We start from the raw sequence: 26,933 nt of genomic DNA on the forward strand, positions 1-26,933 counted from the left end.
ACGTAATACGCCCGAATGCGTCTAGGAATTTTCAGCATTTGCTGGAGGTATTTTTATGCTTTACTTTTTTTCTTGAATTGTGTAGCAAGTAACTTTTCGGTAACACTTTCTAGTGTCCAGTTATCTAATGCATTTGATTTTTTAGCTTTTTTAGATAACGGCTTTCCAAATTCTTTATCAATACACAGGGCTAATTCTTTCAGTTCCTCAGAGGAAAGAAAGATTTTAGCATTGTTGAATATTGATAATACTTTTGGATTCATTAGAATTATTTTTTAGATAACTTTTTGCGTTTAAGTGCCATTGCTTTTTTAGCTTTAATAGTTTTATTTACCAATTGCATTATTGCTAATTCGACCTTTTCATTTTCACGAAAACCGTTTGCAATCATGCGAATGCTGTCTACTGAAAAGCTTTTTCCTTTTTCATTTTTGATTCCTAATTTTTGCAAATAAGGCATCACTTTCGGTGTGTATTGACAACCTAATATTTCAATCAATAGCCTTTTTTCTTTTTTAGAAATCATATCTCTAGTTGTATTTGATAATTAAAGTTCTTTTGCAATTCTAGTATATCCTTGTTTTGTAAATCATCATCGAAAGGCACATAAATGGTTTTCAAATTAGAATTATACCTAACTCCCACTTTACCAATCTTTTGATGCAAACGATAACGTCTGTTTTCTTTTGCAGTTCTTATGGATTTCCGTAAAACTTGGCACTCGTTTTGCATTACTTTTACTTATTAAGATTCCTACAAAAGATTAAAAACTTTTGCAATGCGCATTTTACTATATTTGCAGTTATATGTTTTTTGAACATCAGTAACGCATCTGTTATGTTTTATCACAACAAATATAAACAAATTTCTTTATCATAAACAAATATCCTTACAATGAACGGTAATTTTTTAAAAGAAAAGCTACAACTTATTGATGTTCAATTTGTTGAACTATCAAAAATTTTAAAAATAACTCCTCAAAGTTTGAACAGTAGATTCAAAACAAAGGATGTTACTATTAGTTTTTTAATAGAATTATGCGAAGCTGTAAAGAAAAGTCCTTATTACTTTATTAAAGGAAGTGAATACGAAAGATATTTTACTTTAGACGAAAGCGTCTTAAAAGAAGATGTTCCTGTGGAAGGAGCTACAGCCATTTCAGATAAAATCCGTCTATTGGAAGAACAAAATGACTTACTAAAAGAGAATCTAAATCTTTATAAAGACAGATGTGAAATATATAAAGATGAAATTGCAGAACTAAGAGGAAATACACCAGATAGAAGTCAGACCGCATAGAACAACTATGCGGATAGTTTGAAACACCAGCACAACATTAAGAATACCTCTTAAAACATCAAAACTCTCAAAAGCTTTGAATAATAATGAGCATAACAAATACCGTATAATCTAATTTCAGTAATTTACAATAAATAGCATCTCAATAATATTTTACTAATTGCTTGAAAAGCAAACTACATTATAAAAATTTTAAAATAATTACTTTCCGAACCTATGTCAAAAAAAAAGGAAAAAGCCAAGATTGAAAAGGAGTGGACAGATTTTAGAAATGCTGTATATGAAACTAAATCTAAGAGTCAGGATGATTTTGAAAAATACATCAACCTTATAGCATCAGGAGGGTTAGGTTTAACAATAGCCTTTTTTGACAAAATAGTACAAATAGATATCGCTATTTATCTCTTTATAATTGTACTAGGATGGTTTTTATTAGCACTAACATTACTATTAAACTTAATATCTCACTTCAAATCGGTAAAATACAATGAATTGACAATATTAGAAATTAATGACAAAGAATATGAAAAGGTTTTTATCAATGTTGAGAAAAGGAATAGAATAATCAACAGACTAAATGGAATATCACTTATTTCATTAATCACTGGTGTTTTATTGATAATAATATTTGTAACAATTAATATATATAAAATGAATAGTAACAAACCAAATCCAAACCAACAACCAAAACCCTCAACAGAGGAAAAATTAGGAAGAACAACTCCCCCTCCTCCCAACAAACCTTCAACTAACCCTCAAAGACAATAATCAACATGAGTGATGAGAAAAAAAACAAAAAAGGCTTTATAATAGAGAGCAAAACCAATACAACCTCAAAAATTAAAGCTGTTGCGCTAGCAAGGCAAATCCCTACACCTACAAGCTCATTAAAACCAAAAACTGAAGCAAAACCTAAAGAAGAGAATTAATCCAAGAATACGAAATCGCATACGATTTATATTTTTTTCATAATAAAGGGCATTGTGAGTAGCAATAAACAAAGGGTTTAAAAAATCTATTTCAGATTCATAACCCTGAGGTCCCGAGTTCAAATCTCGGTCTCGCTACCAAAACAAACCCTTAAACAACAATTGTTTAAGGGTTTTTTATTGGAGTTTTGTATTCTAAATATTGACTTAGAATCTTTCGTAAGATAAATTTGAGTGAAAAAATATGTATCCTGAATAGAAAACTCTTTTTTTGATATGGAGCAAAAAACATAGCACGAAACAAAAAAATCATATCAATACAGCTTTATTATGACTTTCTGCATAATGCATATAATAGTTTAAGTTCAAAAAATTAAATATTTTTGCCAAGCTTTTGGTATCATTTAAAACAACATAAAGAATAACATTTTATCTGATTATTTAAAAACACAAAAAACAACGGCGAGAACTGCTGTTAAAAAAGCATTTTGCAAACGAAGTAATTTACAAACAACATGGATATAGTCAAATTTAAAATCACATCAAAAACGATAAAAGTAGAAGTACGTAATTCGAATAATTATGTTTTTAATTTTAATACTGCCTTAGAGATTGAAAAAGAAGACAAAGAGGTTTTATTAAGACTATATAATGCATTAGACCTTCTTTTTAAGAAAGAAAACGCTAGCGAAATAAAAAACTATGTTTCGCCCAACCAAACCAATATACTTGACCAGATTTCTGCTATTGACAATTTAGGAGAAGACAAATAAGTCGATTAAAAATTCGATAGAGAGAATACGTTGTCTCGTTACCAAATCAAACCCTTATGCAGTTATTGTTTAAGGGTTTTTCATTAGAACCTTTAAAGAACACTATTTTAAATCTTCTAAAAACATTAAATCCATACTATCATACCTATATAAACTTGGTAAAATTAGATCGACTCATTAAGGTATATAATTATTACTTTTGTAGTAACGAAATTAATTTCTCCTAATGATTATAAAGAAAAAAGGCAATTGGTTTAAAATGTTGTTTGAATGGAATGGCTCCGTTTTACCTCAACTTATGCCAAGACTAATTCTATTGTTATTATTTTCGATAGTAGTTGTCTATTTCAAACCTTTTTTATTAGAACACAATCTGCATATTAATCCAGCCATATTTACTTTATTTGGGATAGCGCTTGCTATCTTTTTAGGTTTTCGTAATAGTGTAAGTTATGATAGGTTCTGGGAAGGAAGAAAACTATGGGGAGCTTTACTCAATGACACCAGATCGCTAGCCCGACAAAGCCATTCGTTAATAGATAGTTCCGACTATGATGAAAAACGTGAAGAATTCATCAATTTACTTATTGCTTTTGTTTATTCCTTAAAACACCAACTTAGACATACTGATGCCAGCAATGACATAAATCGTCTTGTTTCTAAGGATTTTGCAAACACCTTAAAAGAAGTTCATTTTAAACCTATCATCCTTTTGAGAGAATTAGGAAATTGGGTGAAAACGGCAAAAAAGGAAGGTAAACTAGATGGTATGTCTCAATTAGCTTTTGAAGAAAATCTAAATAAACTTTCAGATATAGTTGGAGGCTGCGAAAGGATTGCTAGTACTCCCATTCCATATACCTACAGTGTATTATTACATCGAACGGTTTATATCTACTGTTTTATGCTTCCTTTTGGTTTTGTAGAAACATTAGGCTGGATAACTCCTTTTGCCATAGTTTTTATAGCCTATACATTTGTAGCTCTAGAAGCAATTGCAGATGAGCTCGAAGATCCTTTTGGATTACAACCTAATGATTTGGCTCTGGATACCATGTCGCAAATGATAGAAAATACGCTATTGGAATTAAACGATAAAAAGATAACTCCACAAAATAATTCCAAATATTATTATATTACCTAACAGCAAGTATTTAATCCTCAACTAAAAAATCATTTTCGTTAGTTAATAAAGAAAGTAGCAAAATCCTACATGGTTTTACGCTGCCTTACGTTTTCCATATATTTTTACCACAAAAAACAAGAATCACTCCATAAAACCACCAATACATTAACGCTAAAGCGAATTTTTTAACATTAAACAAGATAATATACCATTATTTAATGTTAATATAATATAAATGTGCCACAATTCACTACTGTACTTTTATCAAAAAAAATATTTAGCCTAAGATTAAGACCACGACATAAAATCAATTTCCATTTTTAAAAATAGAGAATGACACTACTGAATCTAAGCTAACTACAAATTAATCCTATTTTTTATGAAAAAAAATTACTTAGTTATTCTGTTTTTCTTGGGCTGCGCATTAAACGCTTCTGCACAAACCATTATGGGGTGTGGAACCCAACTATCCCAAAAAGAGCAAGATTTATTTAGACAATCTTTGCCTAAAATCGAAACTGCAAAAAAAGCAGGATTAACCAAGAGAAAAGATGCTGCTCCTTATATCATACCTGTAGTATTTCATATCTTAAATGATGGATCTAATATTGGAAAAACATTTACCAAAGCCCAGATGCAAAGTCGCATTAATGATGCAATCGATGTTTGCAACAAAGATTTTAATGGTTTATATCCTGCATACAATACTGTAGACCCGCGTTTTGAAGCAGTAAAAAGCAAAATGAACATCCAATTTGTTCTAGCTACTGTAGATCCAGACGGTAATTTACTAGAAACTCCCGGAATGAATTGGCATCCAGATGCACATATTGTCGACGGATATGATTCTAAAATATACAATTATATGTACTATGGGAAAAACGGGAAATATTATCTAGATATAGTTGTCGTAGATGAACCTAACCCATCTGATGGCGTTTATGGTTCTGGCCATGCTTTTTTACCTGTTCAAGATGTTGTGCCGCACGTAACTTATAATCATAGATATATAGGTACTACAGGAGGATCTGATGCTAGTTTTCAATTTGCTAAAGAAATGTCGCACGAGTTTGGTCATTATTTTGGGCTTCAACATACGTTCCAAAATGGCTGTGACCCAATAAATGATGGTATGGCCGATACTCCCCCAACAACTCAGGGATTTGGTTGTAATTTATCCGCAGTAAATAGTTGTGGTGTTATTGCTAATTATCAAAATTTAATGGACTATAATGTAGATTGTCAATCTATGTTTACCAAAGATCAAACTAATGCAATGACCTATTGGCTAGATGATATGGCTGTAGCCAAATATCCAAGAGGCTTTTTGTGGCAAAACAGTAATTTAGCTTCTGTAGGCGTTATTAGTACAGCTCCAATAGCCCAATTTACAGCAAGTACAACTGCTATTTGCAATAATAAAAGCATAACCTTTAAAGATGTTTCACTTGGGTTGCCTACTTCCAGAACATGGACTTTTGCCGGAGGTTCTCCAGCTACATCTACAACAGCAAACCCAACTGTTACCTATGCAACTCCAGGAATTTATACTGTTTCCCTAACCGCAACTAATGCATTAGGAAATGATACTAAAACCATCACTAGTTATATAAAAGTTGATCAAAAATCTACTATAAACTTAACTGAGAATTTTTCAGGCGCATTTCCTCCAGACGGATGGTCTATTACAAATCCAGATGCCGGTTTAGGGTGGGAAAAACGTAAAGATGTTGGCAATGGAGATTCAGCATGTATGATTATGAATAATGCCGATAATGCTGTCGTTGGCGAACTGGATTACATACAACTTCCTTATTATAATTTTACAAATGGAGTAAATAGCCAACTCTTTTTTGATGTCGCTTATACAAAATTTGATGATATAAGTCCAGACGTTCTTGAGGTAGAAGTTTCTACAGATTGTGGCGCAAATTGGACATCAGTGTATTCTAAAACCCATACTGATCTTCAGACTACAACCACTCCTATAACGCTACCTAATAATTGGATTCCAAATACTGCTGAAAATTGGAGAAAAGAAATCATTGATCTTGGTTCATACATCGGTAATCCAAATGTTACCATTCGTTTTAAAAACAAATCAGGTTACGGAACCCGCATTTGGATAGATAATGTAAATGTAGCTATTACTCAAAGCGCTACTCCTATATCTGATTTTTCTACTGCCGTTACCAAAACAAATTGTGCAAGTTTGGTTGTTCCTTTTAAAGATACCTCAACAGGAAACCCAACAACTTGGTTGTGGTCTTTTCCAGGCGGAACTCCAACAACCTCAACAGCACAAAATCCAATAGTGGCATATAATACAAACGGGACTTATACTGTTTCTTTAACAACTACAAATCCATCTGGTACAGGAACTTCTGTAACCAAATCAAACTTTATTACAGTAGTTACCCCAACAAATACCTCTTATACAGAAAGTTTTGAAGGAACTTTTCCTCCAGCAGGTTGGGAAATCACTAATTTAAATAATAATTTAACGTGGGAAAAAAGTACTGTTGCTGGCAGAAATTCTTCCTCTTGTATGATTATAAATAATGCCGATAATGCTGCAGGAGATATAGATGAAATTACACTACATCCTCTAAACTTATCTGTTGGAGCAACCGATTTCTCTTTTGATATTGCTTATGCAAAATTTGATGCAGATAGCCCAGATCTTCTAAATGTTTTAATTTCTAAAGATTGCGGAGTTACTTGGACAAATTTATATTCAAAAACACATACAGTATTAGAAACCGCCACAAGTACAGATCCTAACAACTGGGTACCAACATCGGATTCTGACTGGAGAACTGAAAGAATATCATTAGCTGCATTTAAAGGAAATTCTAATGTCCTGATTAAATTTGTAAATACATCTGGTTACGGAGCAAGAATTTGGATTGATAATTTAAAATTTACTTTTGATAGTAAAGAGAAACCATATTCTGATTTCAATATTACAAGTTCTATGATTTGTAGTGATTTGCCAGTACAGTTCTCAGATGCTTCTTTTGGCGAGCCAACTTCATGGTTATGGTCTTTCTCAGGAGGAACACCAGCAACTTCTACAAGCAAAAACCCATCTGTAATATATAACATCCCAGGCAATTACGACGTTACTTTAGTAACTACCAATGCTTTTGGCCAAGGAACAACCATGTCAAAAACAAACGCAGTAACAATAAAAGGCAAAAATACTTTACCAGTTACTGAGAACTTTAATGATGCTTTCCCGCAACAAGATTGGCAAGTTCTAAATCTAGATGCAGATCCTATTACATGGGAAAAACGTACCGATGTAGGAAAAGGAGATTCATCTTGTTTAGTGATAAATAATGCCGATGCTCCCACAGGAATGGTTGATGAATTGATTTTAAAATCAATGGATTTTACAACAGCTGACAAACCTCATTTGCATTTTGACCTTGGCTACACACAGTATTTAAGTGTTTTTAGCCCAGATCCTGCACCAGATCAAATCGATATTTTGGTATCCTCAGATTGTGGTGTTAATTGGACTAATGTATATTCTAAAAACCAATTACAATTACAAACTGTACAACCTCCTATTCAGGACGACCCTGCTACCACACAAGCAAATGAAACAAATGATTGGAAACCTACACAGGATTCTGATTGGAGAAGCGAAACCATAGATTTAAGTGTTGTAAAAAACCAATCGAGCGTTTTAATTAAAGTAAGAAACACATCGGGTTATGGTACTCGAGTTTGGTTTGATAATTTTAAGATTAACAACAGTTCATCATTAAATATAAAAGAGAACAAAATTGAAGGAGTTATAGTTTATCCTAATCCATCAAAAGATTTATTCACTATATATGTTCCTTCACTTGACCAAGAAGAATATGACGCAACTGTTTACAGCGTTACTGGACAACTAATATTAAACACTACGGCATCAAAAATTAAATCGAATGCACTAACAATTGATTTATCAGAAAAAGTAAATGGTGTTTATATTTTAAAAATTAAATCGTCAAGCGGAAAAATAGCAGTAAGTAAATTAATAAAGGAATAATAAGAATGTGAATCAAGAGACCAAACAACACAACTACATATTAAGATTAAATTTAATAGGCTTTAAAAAACCATTAGATTTACATCAAAACTAAAATTTACAAATTCAACTCTTGATTCGCATTAATCATTAATTTTATAGCGCTATTAACCATAGCGCTATTATTAATCTAAAATTACATAAGTATAATGAAAAAGCATTTTCTACTATTATTATTAATCTGCTCGAGTGTTTTTGCTCAGGAAAGCATTGATATTAATCGGTTAAACTGGCTACCAAACTCTCATTCATTTTGGGTAAATACTCAAGGAAACGTAGTTGTTTATGATGTTGATAAACTAAACCAAAATACTACTATTTTAACTCAAGAGCAGTTAAATAATTCTGGCTTTACAGGAGAAATAGAACAACTGGTTTGGAATGAAAACAAAACTAAAGTACTGGTTTACACAAATTCTAAAAAAGTTTGGAGAGCCAACACCAAAGGAGATTATTGGTTTTTTGATCTTGCAACAGGAAAAGGAAAGCAACTTGGCACAAGCTTAGAAAAGTCATCATTAATGTTTGCTAAATTTTCTAATGATAATGAAAACGTAGCTTATGTTTCGCAACATAACATCTATCTTGAAAATTTAGTTACTGGAAAAATAACTCCTTTAACAACTGATGGAACTGATAAAATTATCAACGGTACTTTTGATTGGGTTTATGAAGAAGAACTCGCTGCTCGTGATGGTTTTAGATGGAGTCCAGATGGAAAAAGTATTTCGTTTTGGCGTGTAGATGCATCCAAAACAAAATTTCATTTAATGATTAACAATACCGATGCACTTTATCCATTTACTGTTCCTGTAGAATATCCTAAAGCTGGCGAAAAACCATCATCAGTAAAAATTGGAGTAATCGATATAACTTCATTAAAAACAAATTGGTTAGATATTCCGGGTGAGCCTGACAACAACTATTTGGTTCGTATGGAATGGATCAACAATCAAAACGTAATGGTCGTTCAGCTAAACAGACTTCAAAACCAAGCCTCTATTTATAAATGTGATGCAAAGTCGGGAGTAGCTAATTTAATCTACCAAGAAAAATCGGATTCATGGATTGATGTTTTTGATATCTCTTCGGGAGAATACGACGTTTTTCCTTGTCAGTTTGTAGATAATGGAAAAGCTTTTCTATGGAGTTCAGATGCTGATGGTTGGATGCATGTTTATAAAATTAGTGCCGATGGTAAAAAGAAAGAATTAATTACTACCGAAAAATTTGACGCTTATTATAAGGCATACAATCAGGAGACAAATTCTATCTATTATATTGCCAGTCCTACAGACGCAACACAACGTTATTTGTATGAGACCAATTTGAATACTAAGAAAACAAAACGCATTACTCCAAAAGAATTTGAAGGAACAAATGAATACCGTTTTTCTACAGATGGCAAATATGCCAAACATACCAATTCTAATATTAATCGTGAATACAATACACGCTTGGTAGCTTTACCAAGTCATAAAAAAATATTACCTCAAACAGCCGATTCATTTTCGGCTCCACAGCGTGATTATTCATTAGAGAAATTTAAAGTTACCACTGTTGATGGTGTCGAAATAGATGGAATAATGGCTAAACCATTAAATTTTGATCCTGCTAAAAAATATCCTGTGTTCTTTTATGTCTATGGAGAACCAATGGCGTCTGTAGCAAATGATGAACCCTATTTTTATCCGTATATCGCCTATCTAATTCCTGAAGGATATATAGGAATTGCAATGGATAACCGAGGAACTCCCGTAATGAAAGGTACAAAATGGAGAAAATCGATTTATAAAAACATCGGAATCATTAATACTCGTGATCAAGCCATGGCGGCCAAAGAAGTATTAAAATGGAAATTTATTGATACCGATAGAGTTGCTATTCACGGATGGAGCGGTGGTGGAGCGGTAACATTAAATTTAATGTTTCAATATCCTGATATTTACAAAACAGGAATTGCAGTTGCTGCTGTAACCGACCAGCATTTTTATGACAACATATATACTGAAAGATATATGGGATTACCAAGCGAAAACGAAGCAACTTATATTAAAGCCTCGCCAGTAACTCATGCTAAAAACCTTCAAGGAAACTTATTATACATTCATGGAACTGGCGATGATAACGTGCATTATAAAAACGCCGAAGTTTTAATTAACGAATTGGTTAAATATGATAAGATGTTTGACCTAATGATTTATCCAAACCGTTCACATAGTATTCACGAAGGAGAAGGAACAGGAAAACACCTTGTAGATACCTTTATGAAATACATAAGAGAAAATTCTCCTCCGGGAGCAAAATAATATAAAGACATTTTAACTTGTCATATTTCTCAGTCTTGTCATTCTTAGGAATGGTGGGGCTGAGTTTTTTTTTGTTCTGAGCGACTAAGGTTCTGAGATACTGAGGTTCTGAGATAAAACTTAACCGCAATAAAATCACGATATTGTCTTTCTGAGCGGAGTCGAAGAACCACAAAATTACTCGACAATAAAAAAACTCCCTATTAATTCCTTGCAGAGATTCTTCCTTACTTAAAATGACTTTACGTGTGTTTATCTTTGTCAAAGTTTAAAACTTTGACAAAGATAATTCACTTAGTTTACGGAGTTTTATCATAAGATTTCTCATCCCTCTGAATGACACATTTGAAGAAATTATTGATAAATATTTATATATTAGCTGAAGAAATAGATCCCTCGAATATAAAACTATTATCATGCTTCAAAGAGAAAAAACAATTCAAAACTACATTGATGGTTATAATCAATTTGATATTGACAAAATGATTTCAGACTTTGATGAAGCCGTCATTTTTGAGAATATTCAAGGTGGCGAAACAAATATGTTGCTAACTGGTTTAACATCTTTTAAACAGCAAGCAGAGCAGGCAAAAACGTATTTCTCAAGTCGGATGCAAACCATAACGTCTTTTAAACATTTAGAAAATGAAACCGAAATAGTAATTAACTACTTTGCTATTCTAGGAATGGACTTTCCTAATGGACTCAAAAAAGGGCAAGAACTGAATTTAAAAGGGAAATCAATCTTTGAATTTTCTGGGGACAAAATTTCTAAATTAACAGACATAAGCTAATCCAATCATGACCATAACGATAGATCAAAACCTAAAACTGGAGTTAATTAATGAAAATCATGCACAGCCAATCTTTGATCTTGTTGATGCAAACAGAACGCATTTAAGAAAATGGTTGCCTTTTGTAGACAGAATGCAAACCGTTGAATTTGCAGGAAATTTTGTAAAAGGAACTATGCAACGAAACAACGACGGAAACGAATATGCTTTTGTTATTATTGATAATGAAAAAGTAATTGGAAGAATCGGTATTTATAAAATTGATAATCAGAATAAAATTGGAGAAATCGGATATTGGCTTGCCGAAAACGTACAAGGAAAAGGGATTATAACTAAATCCTGTAAAGCGATTATTGACTTTAGTTTTTCAGCTTTGCAATTAAATCGAATTGAAATAAAATGCGGGACCGAAAACTTTAAAAGCAAAATAATCCCAGAAAAACTTAACTTTACCCAAGAAGGCATTATTCGCCAAGGAGAATTACTTTATGAGCAATTTATTGACTTGAATTTATATTCTCTTCTTAAATCCGACATTGAGTAAAATCCCGAAGTACATCCAAAAACAAAATTCATAAAATGAAAAATATAAAATTCACAAAACTCATTCTTCTTTTTGGCCTAATCACATTAGTTTCTTGTAGTAGCGGACCAGAAACAATCGATGAATTTGCTGAAGAAATTACAAACAACATTAAAAATAAAGATTCCGAAGGATTGTATTCTTTATTTTTATCCCCAAAAGAAAATGCATCGTATGGTTTTGCAAGTGCTACAATTACGCCAGAAGAATCTTCGAAACTAAAATCGAGCGAAGATTTAATGAAGCTGATTATACGAAAGGGAACTCAAAAAAAGCCGGATGATATTAAACGTATCGATAAATTCATTTCAGAAGCACATACTTTATTTGATTGGAATCAAATAAAATCTATAAAAACAGAATCAACTTTAGTAACTTCTAAAAAAGTGAAGACTGTAAGAAACAAAGTAATGGTCGATGCTGATACTTATGATTTAAAGATAATAATCGAATTAAACGACAACAAAACATATCGCCTAAAAGTTAACAAAGCAATGAAAGTGAATAATCGTTGGGTAATCTTCCCTATGAATGGTTTTGGGATTGAAATTGAGAAATAAATAAACTTCTTTTTAATTCCTATTTTCGCTGAATAAAATTCACTACGAATACCAAACAAAATAAATGAAAGCGAAAAAAGAGGAAGATATAAAAACCTATGATTCCAAAGGTTTCCGGGATAAATTTTTCGAATCAGAAAATACAATATCCCATTTTTTCAAATCTAATTCAGAACATTTTTTTTGCTTAAAAATTGAGGATATCAATCAATTAAAAGATACAATTCCACCCTCAAAACACATTTGTCATACGCTAGTTTTTATTACATCTGGAGTTCATAAAATGAAAGTAGGATTTGAAGAATATACTACTGAATCAAATGAAATGATAATAATTCCAGCTGGTCAAATTTTCTCGATAAAATCTATAGACAAAGAGACTACAGGCATCATTTGTCAGTTTCATCAGGAAATTCTAATCGGGAAATATGGCAATCGGGAAATGCTAAATGACTTTGAATTTTTAAAAATTTGGGGAAATCCGCACGTAAGCTTCCAAAACCGAGAAGCTGAATTTATTTTGAATTTACTAAGTCGGCTACATATCGAATATTCTGAAACAGGTTGTATTAATCTAGATATCATACAGCCTTACATAATCACTTTACTGAGTGAGATTAATAAAAACTCTATAAAGACCAATAAAAACATTACAGCTGCAACTACACTTACAACTAAGTTTAAGGAGCTTATTTATACGCATATAAAAACCCAACATCAGGTGAGCTATTATGCCTCAATTCTGAATGTCACTCCAAATCATTTAAACAAATCTATAAAATCTGTTACAGGAAAATCGCCTACAAAATGGATAGACGAAACAATCCTACTAGAAGCCAAATACTTATTATACCAGACCAATCTTACGATTAACGAAATTGCCATACAAGTAGGTCATTATGATCAATCCTATTTTAGTCGTATCTTCAAAAAACATGAAGGCGTCACTCCTATTGAGTACCGAAAAATGATTGATAAATCCTAACTCTTGCTTATTGAATCCTAATAGGATTGTCTCTTTATTATTGACATTTGCAAACTAAAAAAGCAAATAATGATTTACGTTTTCAAAACTTCGGTAAACACAGAATCGAAATTAGAATCGGCTACAACAATCCTTAACGAATTATTACCAGACGCAATGTGGAATTTTGACCTTGAAGATTGGGACAACATTTTAAGAATTGATAGTGAAGCCGATATAGTCGAAATGATACTAAACAATCCCGTTTTCGATTGTATCGAATTAGAATAAATATCGCATTTGCAACAACTAACTTTCATCATCAATTTACTATGGACACATTACTTCATCAAGGCAAAACATTTGAAAACATCGATTACTCAGAAAAGAAATTAGCTGATTTAGAATTTTTCAATTGCGATTTTGTAAACTGTAACTTTTCTAAAAGCGATTTAGGCAATAATGACTTTATTGACTGCAACTTTAAGAACTGTAATTTCTCTTTGGCAACATTACGAAACACAGGATTGAAAAACATTAAATTTACTGATTGCAAATTAATGGGCTTAGACTTTAGTTATAGTAATGCTTTTTTATTCTCGATGAACTTTCAGGGGTGCATTTTGGACTACTCGACTTTTTTACAAAGAAAATTAAAGAAAACAAACTTCTTCGATTGTTCACTAAAAGATGTAGATTTCTCCGAAGCCGATTTAACTCAGGCTGTATTTAAAAACTGTGATCTTTCCAACGCAACATTTGTGCGAAGTATTCTTGAGAAAGCTGATTTTCGTACTGCAAAAAATTATTCTTTCGATCCCGAGGATAACAGAGTTAAAAACGCGAAATTTTCACGTCTGGAACTTGCTGGATTATTAGAGAAATTTAATCTTGATATTGAGTAGTTACTATAAAACATAGCATCAGTTAATCATTAGAGTTTAACCCGTTACTTAGAATTATTTAACACATAGAAACATAGTTTTTTAGCTAAAAATAAGGCGTTTCACTTATTTAAAGTATAGCTAGCTATGCGAAAGAAATGTATTTTTTTTTGTATTCTTTTTTACACATAAAATCTATGTTTCTATATGTTTAATCGAGGTTTTATGAATTACAACCAACGGATTAGAGTTTAATATATTTCTTGACTTTAATTCCTATTTTTGTTTAGCACAAAAAAATCCAAAAATGATATTTATAATTAATGCTCAAAACACAAATCTCATAACAAGAGAAGACCTTTCTGTTATAGAATGGGCTGAAAAATTGGAGAAATTTGTTAGATACACCGCTTTTAATGATGATAACGAGCTCATAAAACAACTTACTTATGAGTACAACCTTAATCAAAGTCAGATTGAAGAAATTAAAAAATGCCTTGAAACCGAAAAGATAAAATACCATCGGTATTCGTGTACCAAATACGAGCATTTTAAAATTGAGCCTGTTTATTTGGAGATTAAAAAGGTAACAGGAAAACTAATTTATTGGCGTGATTGGGATTATATTTTTGAGAAAAGAGATAACGATTACTTTCTTTGGTGTTTTCTTGGAGGTTTTGCCGATGCCCAACGAGAAATAAAACTAAGCGAAGAACACGTAAAAAAATATCAAGAAATTGGACTTGCTCAAATAGATTACTTAATCGATAATCTTAAAAAACTACACAACTCGGAAGAATATGAACTTGCAATAATCGAGAATAGAAAAGTTATGTAAACTTTTCTTATCCCATAACAGTTAATAACTTACATTTTGCCCTTATACTGATAAAGTTCATTTTCTATTTTCTGATATCTAAAGATAATTTCAATTGCTTTTTGCAATCGTACAAATGCTGTTTCGCTTTTTACAACATAATCGAATGCTCTGTGATCCATGCAACTTACGGCAATATCTATCTTATCATGTGATGAAAGCATTATTACGGGAATCCCTCTATCTATTTCTTTAATTTTATCTAATGTTTGTAATCCATTCATTGCGCTTTTATCTACTCCATCCAGATGATAATCTAAAATTACAACATCTGGTTTATGTATTAAATTCTCAATACAAAGTTCCCCCGAAGAAAACATTTCTATGGAAAACTCTTTATGATACGAAAATTCAATTTCTAAGGATTTCAGAAATACCAAATCGTCATCAACGAGAAAAACTTTTATTTTATCATCTTTTCTCATGGTTCATATTTTTAAATTTTCGAGTTCCATTTGGAGCTGTTCACAAGCTTCGCCACAAGCTTTTTCGAGTTCCAGTATAAGTTCATTTATTTCTTTAGATATTTCAATTGCAAAAGCATACTCTTGGATTTTTTTGGCTATTTTTTCAATATCTGGGTTTATTCCCATTATAGAAAATGATGGCAGCATTTTATGAATTGCCGATTGTATTGATTTCCAATCTTCTGTTATTAGGCTTTTCTTTATGGTAGCAATTAAGGATGGAGTTTGTTTTAAATAGGCATTTATCATTTCTGTCATTAAAATCGGATTCGATTTTGTTAACTTAATGAGATAATTCATATCTACATATTTAATTTTTTCTATGGCTGTATTTTTCCCAATTTTATGTTCAATTATTAATATTGGTTTTTTCGAGAAGGCTATCAATTTGCTGTAAAGTAATCTTTCGTCAACAGGTTTTGCCATATAATCATTCATTCCTGCTGCTCTGCATTTTTCGACATCAACCGTTGTTACATCTGCAGTTAAGGCAATTATCGGAATTTGAGATTTCATGGTGTTACGTATATATTCTGTGGCTTCAAAACCATCCATCTCAGGCATTTGTAAATCCATCAAAATAATATCATACGTTTTGGTTTTTAACTTTTCGATAGCTAATTTTCCGTTTGCAGTAATATCACATTCGAAACCAAAATCATCCAACAACGTTTTCATAAGCAGCTGATTGAGCTCCATATCTTCAACAACCAATATCTTTGTATCTTTAATATCTCTGCTCAGTTCGATAATTTCGGGTTCCAGAACAGCCTCAGCAGTTGTTTTCTCAAAATCCAAAACAAAACTAAAAGTAGCCCCTTTATTAACTTCACTTTTCACCTTAATATTTCCTCCCTGAGATTCAACCAACTGTTTTGCAATTGCCAATCCCAATCCTGTACCTCCATAAATGTTTGATGAACCAGAATAAGCTTGCTGAAAATTTTCGAATATTTTTTCCATTTTATCAACTGGAACTCCAATTCCTGAATCTGAAACAGAAAATTCTATAGATACCTTTTCATCATCTTGCGAAAGCAACTGTACACTTACAAGAATCTTTCCTTTGTTTGTAAACTTAACCGCATTACTTACTAGATTCAAAACAATCTGATGCAGCCTTGTGGGATCTCCTACCAGTACTTCAGGAATTCTTTTATCATAATTTGTAATTAGCTTTAAGTTTTTTTCCTGAATTTTTGTTTCAAATAAATGCAACATCGCCGTTACAGACAATGCCAGTTTAAAAGGCGTTTTTTCGAAAATCATTTTTCCTGCATCAACTTTTGCCAAATCCAGAATATCATTTATTAATACAATTAATGCATCACCACTAATTTTTATAGCAGTTAAATATTCTTTTTGCTTTGCAGTTAATTCTGTTTTTAGCACCACTTTGGTAAACCCAATAATTGCATTCATTGGTGTTCTAATCTCGTGGCTCATATTCGACAAGAATTGTTGCTTTGATTTTACTGCATCCTCAGCAGTTTTTGTAGCATTTTCGGCAATTCCTGTAGCATATTCAGCCGTTTTTGTGGCATCTTCAGCAATTTTTGTAGCATTTTCGGCAATAACTTTAGCTTCACGCAATTCGTGTTCTATCGCTTTTTGTTTTTCGATACTTCTGGCCATCAAGATAGCACCAAGTACATTCTCGTCTCTATCTTTATATACAAATCCATTAAACAAGACATCTTTTTCTTTATGATCGGTAATTGTTAGTTCATAATCATTAATATAACCTACCTCAAATATTTGTTTGCAAACTGCCTTTACTTTTTGAGGATCGGTAAAATAATCGAAACAAAAACTGCCTAAAATTGTTTTTCTATCCTTGCCCGCAATTTCAATAAAGACTTGATTTGTATCTGTAATTTTCCCTGTTTGATCAATAACAATTATAGAATTTAAATTGGCTTCTATTAAGCTACGAGCATAACTGTTTTCTTGTTTGTTTTTGGATTCCATTGTTATTCGTTTGTCGAATTTTATTTTTCAATTTCCTTAATTGAATTACGTTGTTTTTCCAATAGGAATACTTTTACTTTAAGTCGTAGTAGTTGTTCTGAATATTTTTTTTTGGCAATAGTCCCTTTATCAAACTCTAAAGCAAGAGCATGCAAACCAAGTGTGTATAACTCCATCTTTATAATGTTTTATAGTGAGAACCAATAGTGTATAGCATAGAAATATCAAAACAATCCTATTTAACGTAGTCAAATATGATTATTATAATCTATACCTTATTGTATAATAAATAAAAGAAGTTATACAATTCCGACATTCTCAAGGGCAATCCTTTTTTTGTCTTTAAGTTGTTTGAAGAAACTTGGGGTAAGTCCCGTAACTTTTTTAAATTGTTGAGATAAGTGTGATACGCTGCTGTAATTAAGCATGTAAGAAATTTGCGTAAGATTAAGTTCATCATACAACAACAATTCTTTAACGCGTTCTATTTTATGGGCAATAATAAAATGTTCAATTGTAATTCCTTTTACTTCCGAAAAAATCTTGGCAATATGAGTATACTCCATACCCATTTTTTCACTAATATAATCGGAGTAATTTACTTTGGGCAGCTCATCTGTGTAATGGACCATCTCGACAATTATGTTTTTAATTTTTTCAATTAAAACCGCCTTTTTATCGTCCATTAACTCTAGTCCTGCCTTTAATAAGATAACTTTAAGTTTATCACGAAGGTCAGGAGACAAATCGCCTATTATTTCTACCAATCCTAAATCTACAATAACACACTGCAGCCCTAGATTTTCTAATGCATCTTTTACCACCATTTTACAGCGGAGGCTTACCATATATTTTATATAGAGTTTCATTTCTTATTTACTTATATGATAATTAGCGATTATTTTTTTAATTAGTCTTCGTAACCACTTTTTATAATGGTCGAAATCATCTTAAATTGCACATTGGCATTAATACAATGTTTTGTATGCGCAGGAATTACAATCCCTTGTCCAAGATTTAATTTATGGATTTTTTCGTTAATTATTATCTCGGCAGATCCATCAATTATCTGAATGTAATTGTCAAAAGGAGATGTTTTTTCTGCTAGTTCTTCACCTGCATCAAATGATGATGCTGTAATATTTCCAGTAGTTTTTTTAATGATCGTTTTACTTAAAACGGCATTAGGAATATACTGTATAATTTCAACAATAATATGTGACTCACCTTTTTGAACTTCAGAATTATTCATCTTTATATTGAGTGAGTATTAATTTAGTAATTCAACTTTCGTAATAAACGAGCGTATTGAAAAAAAAATTCCCCACGAAACAAAGATGATGTTTTAAATTGGTTAAGTATTGTACAATTATTAAAAATTGTTACATAATTCCGAACCTCAAATTAACCCACACAAAGATACGCAACTTATTAACTATCAATACCATAATTTATACTATTCAAATTATAAGACTATTAATTTTTATTTAAATTCAATTCTCTAATCAACAATTAAAAATACATCGGAACAACTAAATAAAACCAGATAAAAAATTAAGCCCTATTTTTGTAATACTAAGCGAGGATATTATTATTTTATTCTTAAAGCTAAATTGGATTAAAACCACTTTATGAAACAATTACTTTCAACTCTTTATTTACTTATCGGAATGTCCAACTCTCAATACGCCCAAAATGTTATCCCTTTATATAATGGAAAAGTCCCAAACGCAAAAGAAATTGCAGACCTAAAAGATTCTATTATGGTTTATGATACTGGAGCAAAAAAAATCACGGTAATAACAAGAGTTGCTACTCCAGATCTTACTGTTTTTCTTCCCGAAAAAAATAAAGCTACAGGAATCGCTGTAATTATCTGCCCTGGCGGTGGTTATTCGGGCGTGGCGATTGATCATGAAGGTTATGCTATTGCAAAAAAACTAAACGAAAGCGGAATTGCAGCATTTGTATTAAAATACCGATTACCGATTACAAAATATGTCGAAAACAAAGAAATAGTTCCTTTACAAGATGCCCTACGTGCTATTGAGTTGGTGAGAGAGAATGCCAAGAAATGGGGAATAAATCCAACCAAAATCGGAATTCAAGGCAGTTCTGCAGGAGGACATTTAGCCGCTACTGCTGGCACGCATTATGCAAAAGCACATATCGACAATCCGTTAAAAACAAATTTACGTCCCGACTTTATGATTCTTACTTATCCTGTTATTAGTATGACAGATAGTTTAACACATATAGGTTCCAGAAATAACTTGCTTGGCAAAGATGCATCTCCTGAGGAAATTAAAGAATACTCGAATGAATTGCATGTAACACCAAACACTCCTCCTACATTTATTACCCACGCCATAGATGATAATGATGTCATAGTACAAAACTCGCTTGTATTTATTGCTGCTTTGCAAAAAAATAAAGTTCCTGTAGAATCTTTCTTTTATGCCAAAGGTGGTCATGGTTTCGGAATGGACAATCCTACCAGCGATGTGCAATGGATGGATAGTTGTATCGACTGGATTTTGAAAACCAATAAAAAATAACCTCACAAATAATTTAGGCGAAAATAAAAACTAAACGATTTAGATTGTTTAAATCTTTAAATAATCCTCCAGAATCTAATACCGAAGCATGAAAACAACCATCTGGTCTACAAATACTATTCACAAAGACTTGCTTGAAGCAAAAGAACTACTATATGATACTTGTAACCTAGAATGCACACTACCAATAGCCGAAGCCGAAAGTGCTGATTATGGTGCTTATCGTTTTAACATTAACAACCAAGCTGCTATATATCGTGTAGCGAAAATTACTCCAACAAAAGTGGGACAATTTGTTACACTCTGGAAAAGGAGCGAAAAAGGTCCTATTGCTCCTTTTGAGATTACTGACGATATCGATGTGTTTATTGTAAGCGCTCGTAATGGTTCTCATTTTGGACAATTCATTTTTCCAAAATCGATACTGCATCAAAAAGGGATTTTATCTGATGATAAGAAAGAAGGCAAACGTGCCATTCGTGTATATCCGCCTTGGGATTGTACAACAAGTAAGCAAGCACAAAAAACGCAACACTGGCAATTAGACTATTTTGTAACTATACCGAGCAATAAATCAGCTGATTTGGATGTAATAAAAAAATTGATTCCTTAAAAAATAAATCTTATTTTAGCTAATGCTTAAAACTTAAGCGTGGAACAAAACCAATTATTAATACTAAAAACGATAGCCATGACAGGAATAGAAAGCTTAGGAACATTTATAATAGCAGCAACAATTGTAGTTATTACTCCTGGTATTGACACTATCATGGTATTAACAAGAAGTATTTCGCTAGGTAAAAAAGCAGGATTATATTCGGCACTAGGCGTTAGTTTAGGACTAATTGTTCATACCCTTGCAGCTACATTTGGGCTTTCGCTTATTCTGGCACAATCGGCTCTGGCATTTAGTATTGTTAAATATTTAGGTGCTGCCTATTTATTTTATCTGGGTTATAAATCGCTTACCGCAAAAACAAATCAAACGGAGATAAAATCTATTGAAGTAAAAAATACCGCCAACAGAAAGTTATTTTTAACTGCGCTTTTGAGCGATGTATTAAACCCTAAAATTGCAATTTTCTTTTTGGCATTTTTACCACAATTTGTAAAAACCTCAGAGATAAACAATCCAGCTCCTTACTTATTACTAGGATTCATCATCTTTATCATAACCCTAATATGGTGCTCCTTTTTGGCATTAATGGGAAGTAAGGTTGCAACTCTTTTTAATAAAAACAAAAATGCCGAAAGTCGATTGAATAAAATGACTGGAATTGTTTTTATCTTACTTGGCTTAAAAGTAGCTCTTACAAAAAGGTAAAAGGATAATGAGTCAAACTCGTTAGTTTCAATTTTTACACAAACACATAATACTAAATGCCAGAAGTAATTCTGGCACTATCAAACATATGAATACCGATTACACAAAATTAGACAATCCTGCTTGGTATTCTTTATCCGAAACGCATCAGGAATTTTCAATAAATTACAACAACATCCTATTTTATCATCCTGATTATTGTCCTTTTGGAGGATTTATAACACCTGAAAACAGTTCAGAATCTATTGATGAATATTCGAAATTGACAGATAATTTTTTTATTGTTGGCGAAAAACCTCAACTTTCAAATCAATTAGAATTGAAAAAAGAATTAATCTGTATGCAAATGATTATCCTTAATCGAATAGATGTTGAGATAAAAGAAAACATCATTGCTCTTACAACCAGCGACCACATTGATGCTTTATTTGAATTGGTTAGTTTGGTTCAACCAGGTTATTTTAAAAGAAAAACGGCTTTACTAGGCAATTATTTCGGGATTTTTAAAGACAACCAACTTATTGCTGTTACGGGTGAGCGTATGAAAATGAATGATTTTACCGAAGTAAGCGCCATCGTTACTCATCCTGAATATACAGGACAAGGATATGCCAAACAATTAATCGCCCATGCTGTAAACACTATTTTTGATCAGAATAAAACACCTTATTTACATGTAGTCGAAAGCAATATTGGCGCTATAAAGCTATACGAAAAATTAGGTTTTTCAACCAGACGAAAAATGAGTCTTTGGCATATATCCAAATAAACAATTTATAATATGACAAAAAATCATAGACAAGGAGCTAGTGGCGCATTACTTGATGTATATGAAGGAGCGATTACAGATTTACAACATACTATCTCGGACATCTCGGAGACTGAACTTTTAAAAATTATAGACAACCAAACAACCGATGATAGTTGCAAATCAATCCAGAAAATTTTATCTCATGTTGTTTGTTCTGGTTATGCTTATGGCACTTACATTCGAAAATTTAAAGGTGAAACAATAGATTTTCGAGATGAAATATTTCATACTTCTATACAAGATTATAATAGTCACTTAAATGATTCATTTATTTTTATGGTTGATTCCTTTAAAGATATAAATGATAATCAACTTGAGGAATCTGATAACAGCAAAAAACTAATTACTTCTTGGGGGCAAGTTTACGATATCGAACAAATTATGGAACACGCCATTGTACATGTCTTGAGACACCGCCGCCAAATCGAAAAATATAAAATAATAGTACGCCAATAATACATCTATCCCCAATTCATGAAAAAAACATTCTACATCTTTATCTTCCTTTTATTTACCAATTCTAATTTTGCTCAAACAAAAAACGAGCAAACTACAGATGAAAATCAGCCAATAGTTCTTGGAATTACAGATAAACTAAAATCGACCGAACTTGGCGAGACAAGAACAATAAACATATACTTACCCGAAGGGTATAATAAAAAAGACAACGTAAAATATCCGGTAATATATATCCTGGATGGTGGTGTCGAAGAAGACTTTATTCATATTACAGGAATCGTTCGATTTAATACCCAATCATGGATTGCAAGATTTCCAAAGTCAATTGTTGTAGGTATCGAGAATACAAACCGAAGACGTGATTTTACATTTTCCGTTCCCAATTTAGACTTTGTTGAAAAAATGGGATTCAAGAAAAAAAGCTTTCCTCAATACGGCGGATCTGATAAATACATTGCTTTTCTAGAAAAAGAATTACAACCTTACATCAATAAAAAATTCAATACAAGCAATCATAATACTGTTATCGGCGAATCATTGGCTGGGCTTTTGGCAACCGAAATTTTATTAAAACACCGAAATCTATTTGACAATTATATCATCATTGCTCCAAGTTTATGGTGGGGTGATCAATCCTTATTAGCAGAAGCTCCTAAATTGCTTAAAGCAAAAGATAACAAAACTGTACATGTATATATTGCTGCCTGCAACAAAGAGGAAGACAAAACAATGTATGATGATGCGTTATCCTTAAGCGAAACGCTAAAGCAAAATGACGAAAAGAATACTAAAGTCTATTATGATTATATCCAAAATGAAATTCACGCGACTGTAATACATCAAGGTGTTTACAATGCTTTTAAAGCTTTTTATCCTAAAACTATTTACGAGAAATAAAATCATTATAACCTTAATAATATAAATTTTAAAATCATGACCGAAGATCAAGAATACATATACGATTCATTAGTGAACCAAATAAAAATGGGATTTTTTCCTGTTGATGAAATTAAAGATATGATTTTGGAACAAGTCGAAGATGAAGGGATGGAAGATGATGTCTCAGAAAAATGGATTAATACAACTATTGATTCCGAATTTAAAAAACACCTAGAAGCAAGCAAAAATTGGAAATCGCCAACAGATACCGAAAGACTTGTAAAAGCTTTTAATGAATTGAGCGAATCAAATATTATTGCGCTTCATAATGCTGGTTACACTACCAGTGAAGGCGAATATGAAGTTGTTGAGGTAGAAATAGAATTAAGAAAACAACAAGTACAATCAGATGGATATTGTTTTTACCATCAACAGGATTTAGAAAGAGCCATTGACCCTGAAAGCAGAAACTTAATGATTGCTTTTCAGAAAATCGACAATTCGGATAATTCGGTTACAATCGAAGTAGGTGAAAAAGTAGCTGAGAAACTAAAAGATAATGGCTTCGAAATAATTTGGGACGGAACTGCTCTAACCAAAATTGAGATTCCGAATTTTGATTGGCAGAAAGTTTATAGCGACTCCGATGAGGATTTACTAAATCATAATAGAGTGTTGCAGTTTATGGTATTGTAATACCGTTAGAAACTCCGTAATCTTAGTCAAAGCTCAAGTTTAAAGTTGTTCTGCGCATTTTGTCATTTCTGACAAGTTTGGGGATTATTTTGTGTAAAACTAAAGTTCCTTACTGTCTTGGTAAAAGAACTTTGACAAAGAGTAAAACTAAAAAATCAACTAGTATCTTATCGAAGTAACCTGTTTTTTACTGAAAATTATTTTGGAAAAGAATTTTTAAATACCTTTGAATTATGAGCACAGCAACAAAACCAAAACATATTGGCAGAAATATAAGTCGAATCAGAGAACTTCGAGGGATGAAACAAGAAGCACTTGCCGACGCAATTGGCATAAGCCAACAATCTATTTCGAATATTGAATCAAGTGAAACCGTTGATAAAGAAAAACTCATAGAAATTGCAAAAGCGCTTGGAGTATCTGTGGAAGGAATAAAAAATTTTTCGGAAGAAAATGTCATTAATTATTTCAATAATTTTTATGACAATAGTAGTGGCGGAAATGGAATATTTAATCCTACTCAATGCACATTCAATCCTTTGGACAAATTAATTGAATCTTACGATGAAAACAAAAAGCTTTATGAGCGTTTATTACAAGCTGAAAAAGATAAAATTGAATATTTAGAAAATTCACTAAAAGGAAAATAGCCTTCAAAAAATAATTAATCCACGTACAATCTTTGTCAATTTTTTTTTCACTTTGACAAAGATGAAACTAAAAAATCCGTTTATTCCTAAGAGTAAATGGATTTTTTGTTTTTGTCATTCCCTTCGGTCGGGCTTCCCGATAGCTATCGGGACACTATATCTTTTTATTTTTAAAGGAAAAATAAAAAAGGATATCGTTCTTATCCCTAACCCAACCTTGGGTTATTAAATAGAGGTTATATTATGTAGATGCCCTGCTGTGCGTCTCTACAGAAAACCTTTGTCCCTTTGAACCTTTTTAGAACCTTTGCTTCTTAGAGCCTCAGAACCTTAAAAACATTTTACAAAAACATTAACATTACACTTATTCTTACAAGCATAAAATCACATTATATTTGATTCATCTTTTTAGAACTATCTAAAAATGAAATCATCAACATTCAAAAAAACCTAACAAAATGACAAAAGTAATCACTGTTCTAACTATTGCTCTATTTAGCATGGGCGTAAGTGCTCAAGAAGCTAATCCAACTGCTAAAAAAGAATCTACAACAAAAACGATGAGCAAGGCTGATATTGAAAAATGTAAAGCTAAATGCAAAGCCGATGGAAAAAAATGTGATAAAGACATGGCTAAAAAAGATGCCAAAAAATGTTGCTCAAAAAAGTAATCCTTTTTTAAGTTCATAAAAAAAGCTTCAGGAAACTGAAGCTTTTTTTTATATCTCATTATTTGATGCATTTTATTTCACTCTAACACTCCACTCAAAATCCATTTCAGATACTTGAATTCCCTTTTCATCAGTTCCTATAGATTTCATCCAGAAGGTTTGTCCCTCTCCAGTTTCAATTGTTCTTTGTATGGCTTCGGCTATTAAATGACCATCGTTGCATACAAATGTTATACGCCCAGTTGCTTTTTTGGTGAAGTTCCCTTTGTTATTGGCTACAAGCATCGAAATTTTACGTCCGCTTTTTTGAATTTCAGATATTACCAATGCTCCTGTCGTAAGCTCAGCAGCCATGGCTTGTACTGCAAAATACATAGAATTGAATGGATTCTGATTTATCCAACGGTGCTTTACCGTTACGACGCATTTATTCTCGTCGATTTCTTTTACACGTACCCCACAAATAAAGGCCGATGGTAATTTGAATAATACAAATTTGTTGAGTTTAGAAACTGAAATTGCCATTAGATTTATTTTTTTATGTAAAAATACAAAAAAACTATGCACGCACAATAAATTGTTTTCACTTTCATAAATTACCAATAAATACGGTTACTCCCACTGATTTTCAATGCTTTTTTGAATGAATCCAAATTTTAAACTTGTTAAAATTTTGTTAATAATTAGTACTATGTAAAACAAGATACTGTCTTTTAGACATATATTTGTATAAGAAATTACTATATGCTTTTAATCATGGAAACAACAACACCACTAATCATGGAAACATCATCAGAAAGAAACACGGCTACGTTTACTCATTTGAGTACATTAACTCAATATTTTATTCCTTTTGGGAATTATATCTTCCCAACATTAATATGGTCGAGTAAAAAAGACAAATCAGAATTTGTAAATCATCATGGTAAACAAGCTTTAAATTTTCAATTGAGTTTGTTGTTATACACTTTGATTCTTGCTTTAATTGCTATTCCAATTTTTGTTTTTGTAATCTTTAAGAACATTCCGATGGATGTAATTATCAATGACAATGATTTTACAATGAATAATTTTAATCTTAGCGACAATATCGGAATCTTAAGTATTGGAGTATTGGCAATTTTAATTTTTGGAATGCTAAAAGTAGTTGAGTTCTTTTTAGTTATTTATGCATCAATAAAAGCTTCAAACGGAGAATTATATAAATATCCGCTTACGATTCCTTTTATTAAATAACGCTTATCCTTCGGCTTAAGTTTATC

At 31.8% G+C, this 26,933-nt stretch carries 33 protein-coding genes; 24 read left to right on the plus strand and 9 right to left on the minus strand.

The genetic code is table 11. From position 1 onward, the window contains the following. Positions 1–53: 53 nt before the first annotated feature. Genes OIU80_RS19325 through OIU80_RS19335 form a run of 3 tightly spaced genes read right to left on the minus strand, consistent with a single transcriptional unit; the run spans position 54 to position 732 of the window. Positions 54–263 carry a hypothetical protein gene (locus OIU80_RS19325; RefSeq protein WP_264288615.1) on the minus strand — a complete coding sequence of 70 codons (210 nt, stop codon included), beginning with the start codon at positions 261–263 and terminating at the stop codon, positions 54–56. Positions 264–268: 5 nt separating this feature from the next. Then, a complete protein-coding gene (locus OIU80_RS19330; protein ID WP_035620755.1) occupies positions 269–526 on the minus strand; it encodes a hypothetical protein in 258 nt (85 codons plus the stop codon). Further along, a complete protein-coding gene (locus OIU80_RS19335; RefSeq protein ID WP_264288616.1) occupies positions 523–732 on the minus strand; it encodes a hypothetical protein in 210 nt (69 codons plus the stop codon). The genes OIU80_RS19330 and OIU80_RS19335 overlap by 4 nt, the downstream gene beginning before the upstream one ends. Before the next feature lie 162 nt (positions 733–894). Here OIU80_RS19335 and OIU80_RS19340 point away from each other — a divergent pair, with 162 nt between their 5' ends. The 14 genes from OIU80_RS19340 to OIU80_RS19405 all read left to right on the plus strand — a co-directional run bounded on the left by OIU80_RS19340 (position 895) and on the right by OIU80_RS19405 (position 15,146). Continuing rightward, positions 895–1,299, plus strand: a complete 405-nt coding sequence (locus OIU80_RS19340; RefSeq protein ID WP_264288617.1) for a hypothetical protein — start codon at positions 895–897, stop codon at positions 1,297–1,299. Between the two features lie 216 nt (positions 1,300–1,515). Continuing rightward, positions 1,516–2,067, plus strand: a complete 552-nt coding sequence (locus OIU80_RS19345; protein ID WP_264288618.1) for a hypothetical protein — start codon at positions 1,516–1,518, stop codon at positions 2,065–2,067. A 5-nt stretch (positions 2,068–2,072) separates the two neighbouring features. Continuing rightward, positions 2,073–2,228 carry a hypothetical protein gene (locus tag OIU80_RS19350; RefSeq protein ID WP_264288619.1) on the plus strand — a complete coding sequence of 52 codons (156 nt, stop codon included), beginning with the start codon at positions 2,073–2,075 and terminating at the stop codon, positions 2,226–2,228. A 515-nt stretch (positions 2,229–2,743) separates the two neighbouring features. Continuing rightward, the gene (locus OIU80_RS19355) at positions 2,744–3,001 is read left to right on the plus strand and encodes a hypothetical protein (protein ID WP_264288620.1); all 258 of its coding nucleotides are present in this window, start codon (positions 2,744–2,746) and stop codon (positions 2,999–3,001) included. Positions 3,002–3,227: 226 nt separating this feature from the next. Then, on the plus strand, positions 3,228–4,145 hold the full coding sequence (locus OIU80_RS19360; RefSeq protein WP_264288621.1) for a bestrophin family protein: 918 nt from the start codon (positions 3,228–3,230) through the stop codon (positions 4,143–4,145). A gap of 361 nt (positions 4,146–4,506) precedes the next feature. Further along, positions 4,507–8,175: a PKD domain-containing protein gene (locus OIU80_RS19365; RefSeq protein WP_264288622.1), complete on the plus strand. Its 3,669-nt coding sequence runs from the start codon at positions 4,507–4,509 to the stop codon at positions 8,173–8,175. Positions 8,176–8,363: 188 nt separating this feature from the next. After that, entirely contained in the window at positions 8,364–10,523 is a 2,160-nt protein-coding gene (locus OIU80_RS19370; protein ID WP_264288623.1) for a S9 family peptidase, read from the plus strand. Between the two features lie 416 nt (positions 10,524–10,939). Next, positions 10,940–11,317 (plus strand): nuclear transport factor 2 family protein, encoded by a 378-nt coding sequence (locus OIU80_RS19375; RefSeq protein ID WP_264288624.1) that lies wholly within the window; start codon positions 10,940–10,942, stop codon positions 11,315–11,317. Positions 11,318–11,324: 7 nt separating this feature from the next. Then, positions 11,325–11,861: a GNAT family N-acetyltransferase gene (locus OIU80_RS19380; RefSeq protein WP_264288625.1), complete on the plus strand. Its 537-nt coding sequence runs from the start codon at positions 11,325–11,327 to the stop codon at positions 11,859–11,861. Positions 11,862–11,896: 35 nt separating this feature from the next. Continuing rightward, on the plus strand, positions 11,897–12,460 hold the full coding sequence (locus tag OIU80_RS19385; protein WP_264288626.1) for a hypothetical protein: 564 nt from the start codon (positions 11,897–11,899) through the stop codon (positions 12,458–12,460). 64 nt (positions 12,461–12,524) lie between these two features. Next, on the plus strand, positions 12,525–13,445 hold the full coding sequence (locus OIU80_RS19390; protein WP_264288627.1) for a helix-turn-helix domain-containing protein: 921 nt from the start codon (positions 12,525–12,527) through the stop codon (positions 13,443–13,445). Between the two features lie 69 nt (positions 13,446–13,514). Further along, the gene (locus tag OIU80_RS19395) at positions 13,515–13,715 is read left to right on the plus strand and encodes a hypothetical protein (RefSeq protein WP_264288628.1); all 201 of its coding nucleotides are present in this window, start codon (positions 13,515–13,517) and stop codon (positions 13,713–13,715) included. Continuing rightward, the gene (locus OIU80_RS19400) at positions 13,697–14,329 is read left to right on the plus strand and encodes a pentapeptide repeat-containing protein (protein ID WP_449757802.1); all 633 of its coding nucleotides are present in this window, start codon (positions 13,697–13,699) and stop codon (positions 14,327–14,329) included. The genes OIU80_RS19395 and OIU80_RS19400 overlap by 19 nt, the downstream gene beginning before the upstream one ends. A gap of 286 nt (positions 14,330–14,615) precedes the next feature. Further along, positions 14,616–15,146, plus strand: a complete 531-nt coding sequence (locus OIU80_RS19405; RefSeq protein WP_264288630.1) for a med21 domain-containing protein — start codon at positions 14,616–14,618, stop codon at positions 15,144–15,146. A gap of 29 nt (positions 15,147–15,175) precedes the next feature. On the opposite strand, the gene OIU80_RS19410 is transcribed toward OIU80_RS19405, so the two are convergent. From OIU80_RS19410 to OIU80_RS19430, 5 genes are all read right to left on the minus strand, one after another. Next, positions 15,176–15,610, minus strand: a complete 435-nt coding sequence (locus OIU80_RS19410) for a response regulator (protein ID WP_264288631.1) — start codon at positions 15,608–15,610, stop codon at positions 15,176–15,178. A gap of 3 nt (positions 15,611–15,613) precedes the next feature. Then, entirely contained in the window at positions 15,614–17,623 is a 2,010-nt protein-coding gene (locus OIU80_RS19415) for an ATP-binding protein (protein WP_264288632.1), read from the minus strand. 20 nt (positions 17,624–17,643) lie between these two features. Next, entirely contained in the window at positions 17,644–17,799 is a 156-nt protein-coding gene (locus OIU80_RS19420) for a hypothetical protein (RefSeq protein ID WP_264288633.1), read from the minus strand. Between the two features lie 123 nt (positions 17,800–17,922). Then, entirely contained in the window at positions 17,923–18,492 is a 570-nt protein-coding gene (locus OIU80_RS19425) for a helix-turn-helix domain-containing protein (protein ID WP_264288634.1), read from the minus strand. Positions 18,493–18,533: 41 nt separating this feature from the next. Further along, positions 18,534–18,875 carry a cupin domain-containing protein gene (locus OIU80_RS19430; RefSeq protein WP_264288635.1) on the minus strand — a complete coding sequence of 114 codons (342 nt, stop codon included), beginning with the start codon at positions 18,873–18,875 and terminating at the stop codon, positions 18,534–18,536. A gap of 379 nt (positions 18,876–19,254) precedes the next feature. Between OIU80_RS19430 and OIU80_RS19435 the strand changes: the two genes are divergently transcribed. The 9 genes from OIU80_RS19435 (at position 19,255) to OIU80_RS19475 (ending at position 25,671) form a co-directional block, all read left to right on the plus strand. Further along, positions 19,255–20,181: an alpha/beta hydrolase gene (locus tag OIU80_RS19435; RefSeq protein ID WP_264288636.1), complete on the plus strand. Its 927-nt coding sequence runs from the start codon at positions 19,255–19,257 to the stop codon at positions 20,179–20,181. A gap of 88 nt (positions 20,182–20,269) precedes the next feature. Then, the gene (locus OIU80_RS19440) at positions 20,270–20,794 is read left to right on the plus strand and encodes a MepB family protein (RefSeq protein WP_264288637.1); all 525 of its coding nucleotides are present in this window, start codon (positions 20,270–20,272) and stop codon (positions 20,792–20,794) included. Between the two features lie 78 nt (positions 20,795–20,872). Further along, entirely contained in the window at positions 20,873–21,505 is a 633-nt protein-coding gene (locus OIU80_RS19445; RefSeq protein ID WP_264288638.1) for a LysE family translocator, read from the plus strand. Between the two features lie 88 nt (positions 21,506–21,593). Further along, a complete protein-coding gene (locus OIU80_RS19450) occupies positions 21,594–22,274 on the plus strand; it encodes a GNAT family N-acetyltransferase (protein ID WP_264288639.1) in 681 nt (226 codons plus the stop codon). A 12-nt stretch (positions 22,275–22,286) separates the two neighbouring features. Then, a complete protein-coding gene (locus OIU80_RS19455; RefSeq protein ID WP_264288640.1) occupies positions 22,287–22,772 on the plus strand; it encodes a DinB family protein in 486 nt (161 codons plus the stop codon). A gap of 18 nt (positions 22,773–22,790) precedes the next feature. Then, positions 22,791–23,672: an alpha/beta hydrolase gene (locus tag OIU80_RS19460; RefSeq protein WP_264288641.1), complete on the plus strand. Its 882-nt coding sequence runs from the start codon at positions 22,791–22,793 to the stop codon at positions 23,670–23,672. 36 nt (positions 23,673–23,708) lie between these two features. Beyond that, the gene (locus OIU80_RS19465; protein ID WP_264288642.1) at positions 23,709–24,350 is read left to right on the plus strand and encodes a DUF6891 domain-containing protein; all 642 of its coding nucleotides are present in this window, start codon (positions 23,709–23,711) and stop codon (positions 24,348–24,350) included. Between the two features lie 233 nt (positions 24,351–24,583). Next, positions 24,584–25,000: a helix-turn-helix domain-containing protein gene (locus OIU80_RS19470; protein ID WP_264288643.1), complete on the plus strand. Its 417-nt coding sequence runs from the start codon at positions 24,584–24,586 to the stop codon at positions 24,998–25,000. A gap of 458 nt (positions 25,001–25,458) precedes the next feature. Continuing rightward, positions 25,459–25,671 (plus strand): hypothetical protein, encoded by a 213-nt coding sequence (locus OIU80_RS19475; RefSeq protein ID WP_264288644.1) that lies wholly within the window; start codon positions 25,459–25,461, stop codon positions 25,669–25,671. Between the two features lie 72 nt (positions 25,672–25,743). On the opposite strand, the gene OIU80_RS19480 is transcribed toward OIU80_RS19475, so the two are convergent. Beyond that, positions 25,744–26,196 (minus strand): DUF4442 domain-containing protein, encoded by a 453-nt coding sequence (locus OIU80_RS19480; protein ID WP_195735421.1) that lies wholly within the window; start codon positions 26,194–26,196, stop codon positions 25,744–25,746. A 231-nt stretch (positions 26,197–26,427) separates the two neighbouring features. On the opposite strand from OIU80_RS19480, the gene OIU80_RS19485 reads away from it, so the two are divergent. Beyond that, entirely contained in the window at positions 26,428–26,907 is a 480-nt protein-coding gene (locus tag OIU80_RS19485; RefSeq protein WP_264288645.1) for a DUF4870 domain-containing protein, read from the plus strand. Positions 26,908–26,933: the final 26 nt, after the last annotated feature.

Origin of the sequence: Flavobacterium frigoritolerans (genome assembly GCF_025847275.1) — a bacterium.
In the GTDB taxonomy this organism is placed as follows: domain Bacteria; phylum Bacteroidota; class Bacteroidia; order Flavobacteriales; family Flavobacteriaceae; genus Flavobacterium; species Flavobacterium frigoritolerans.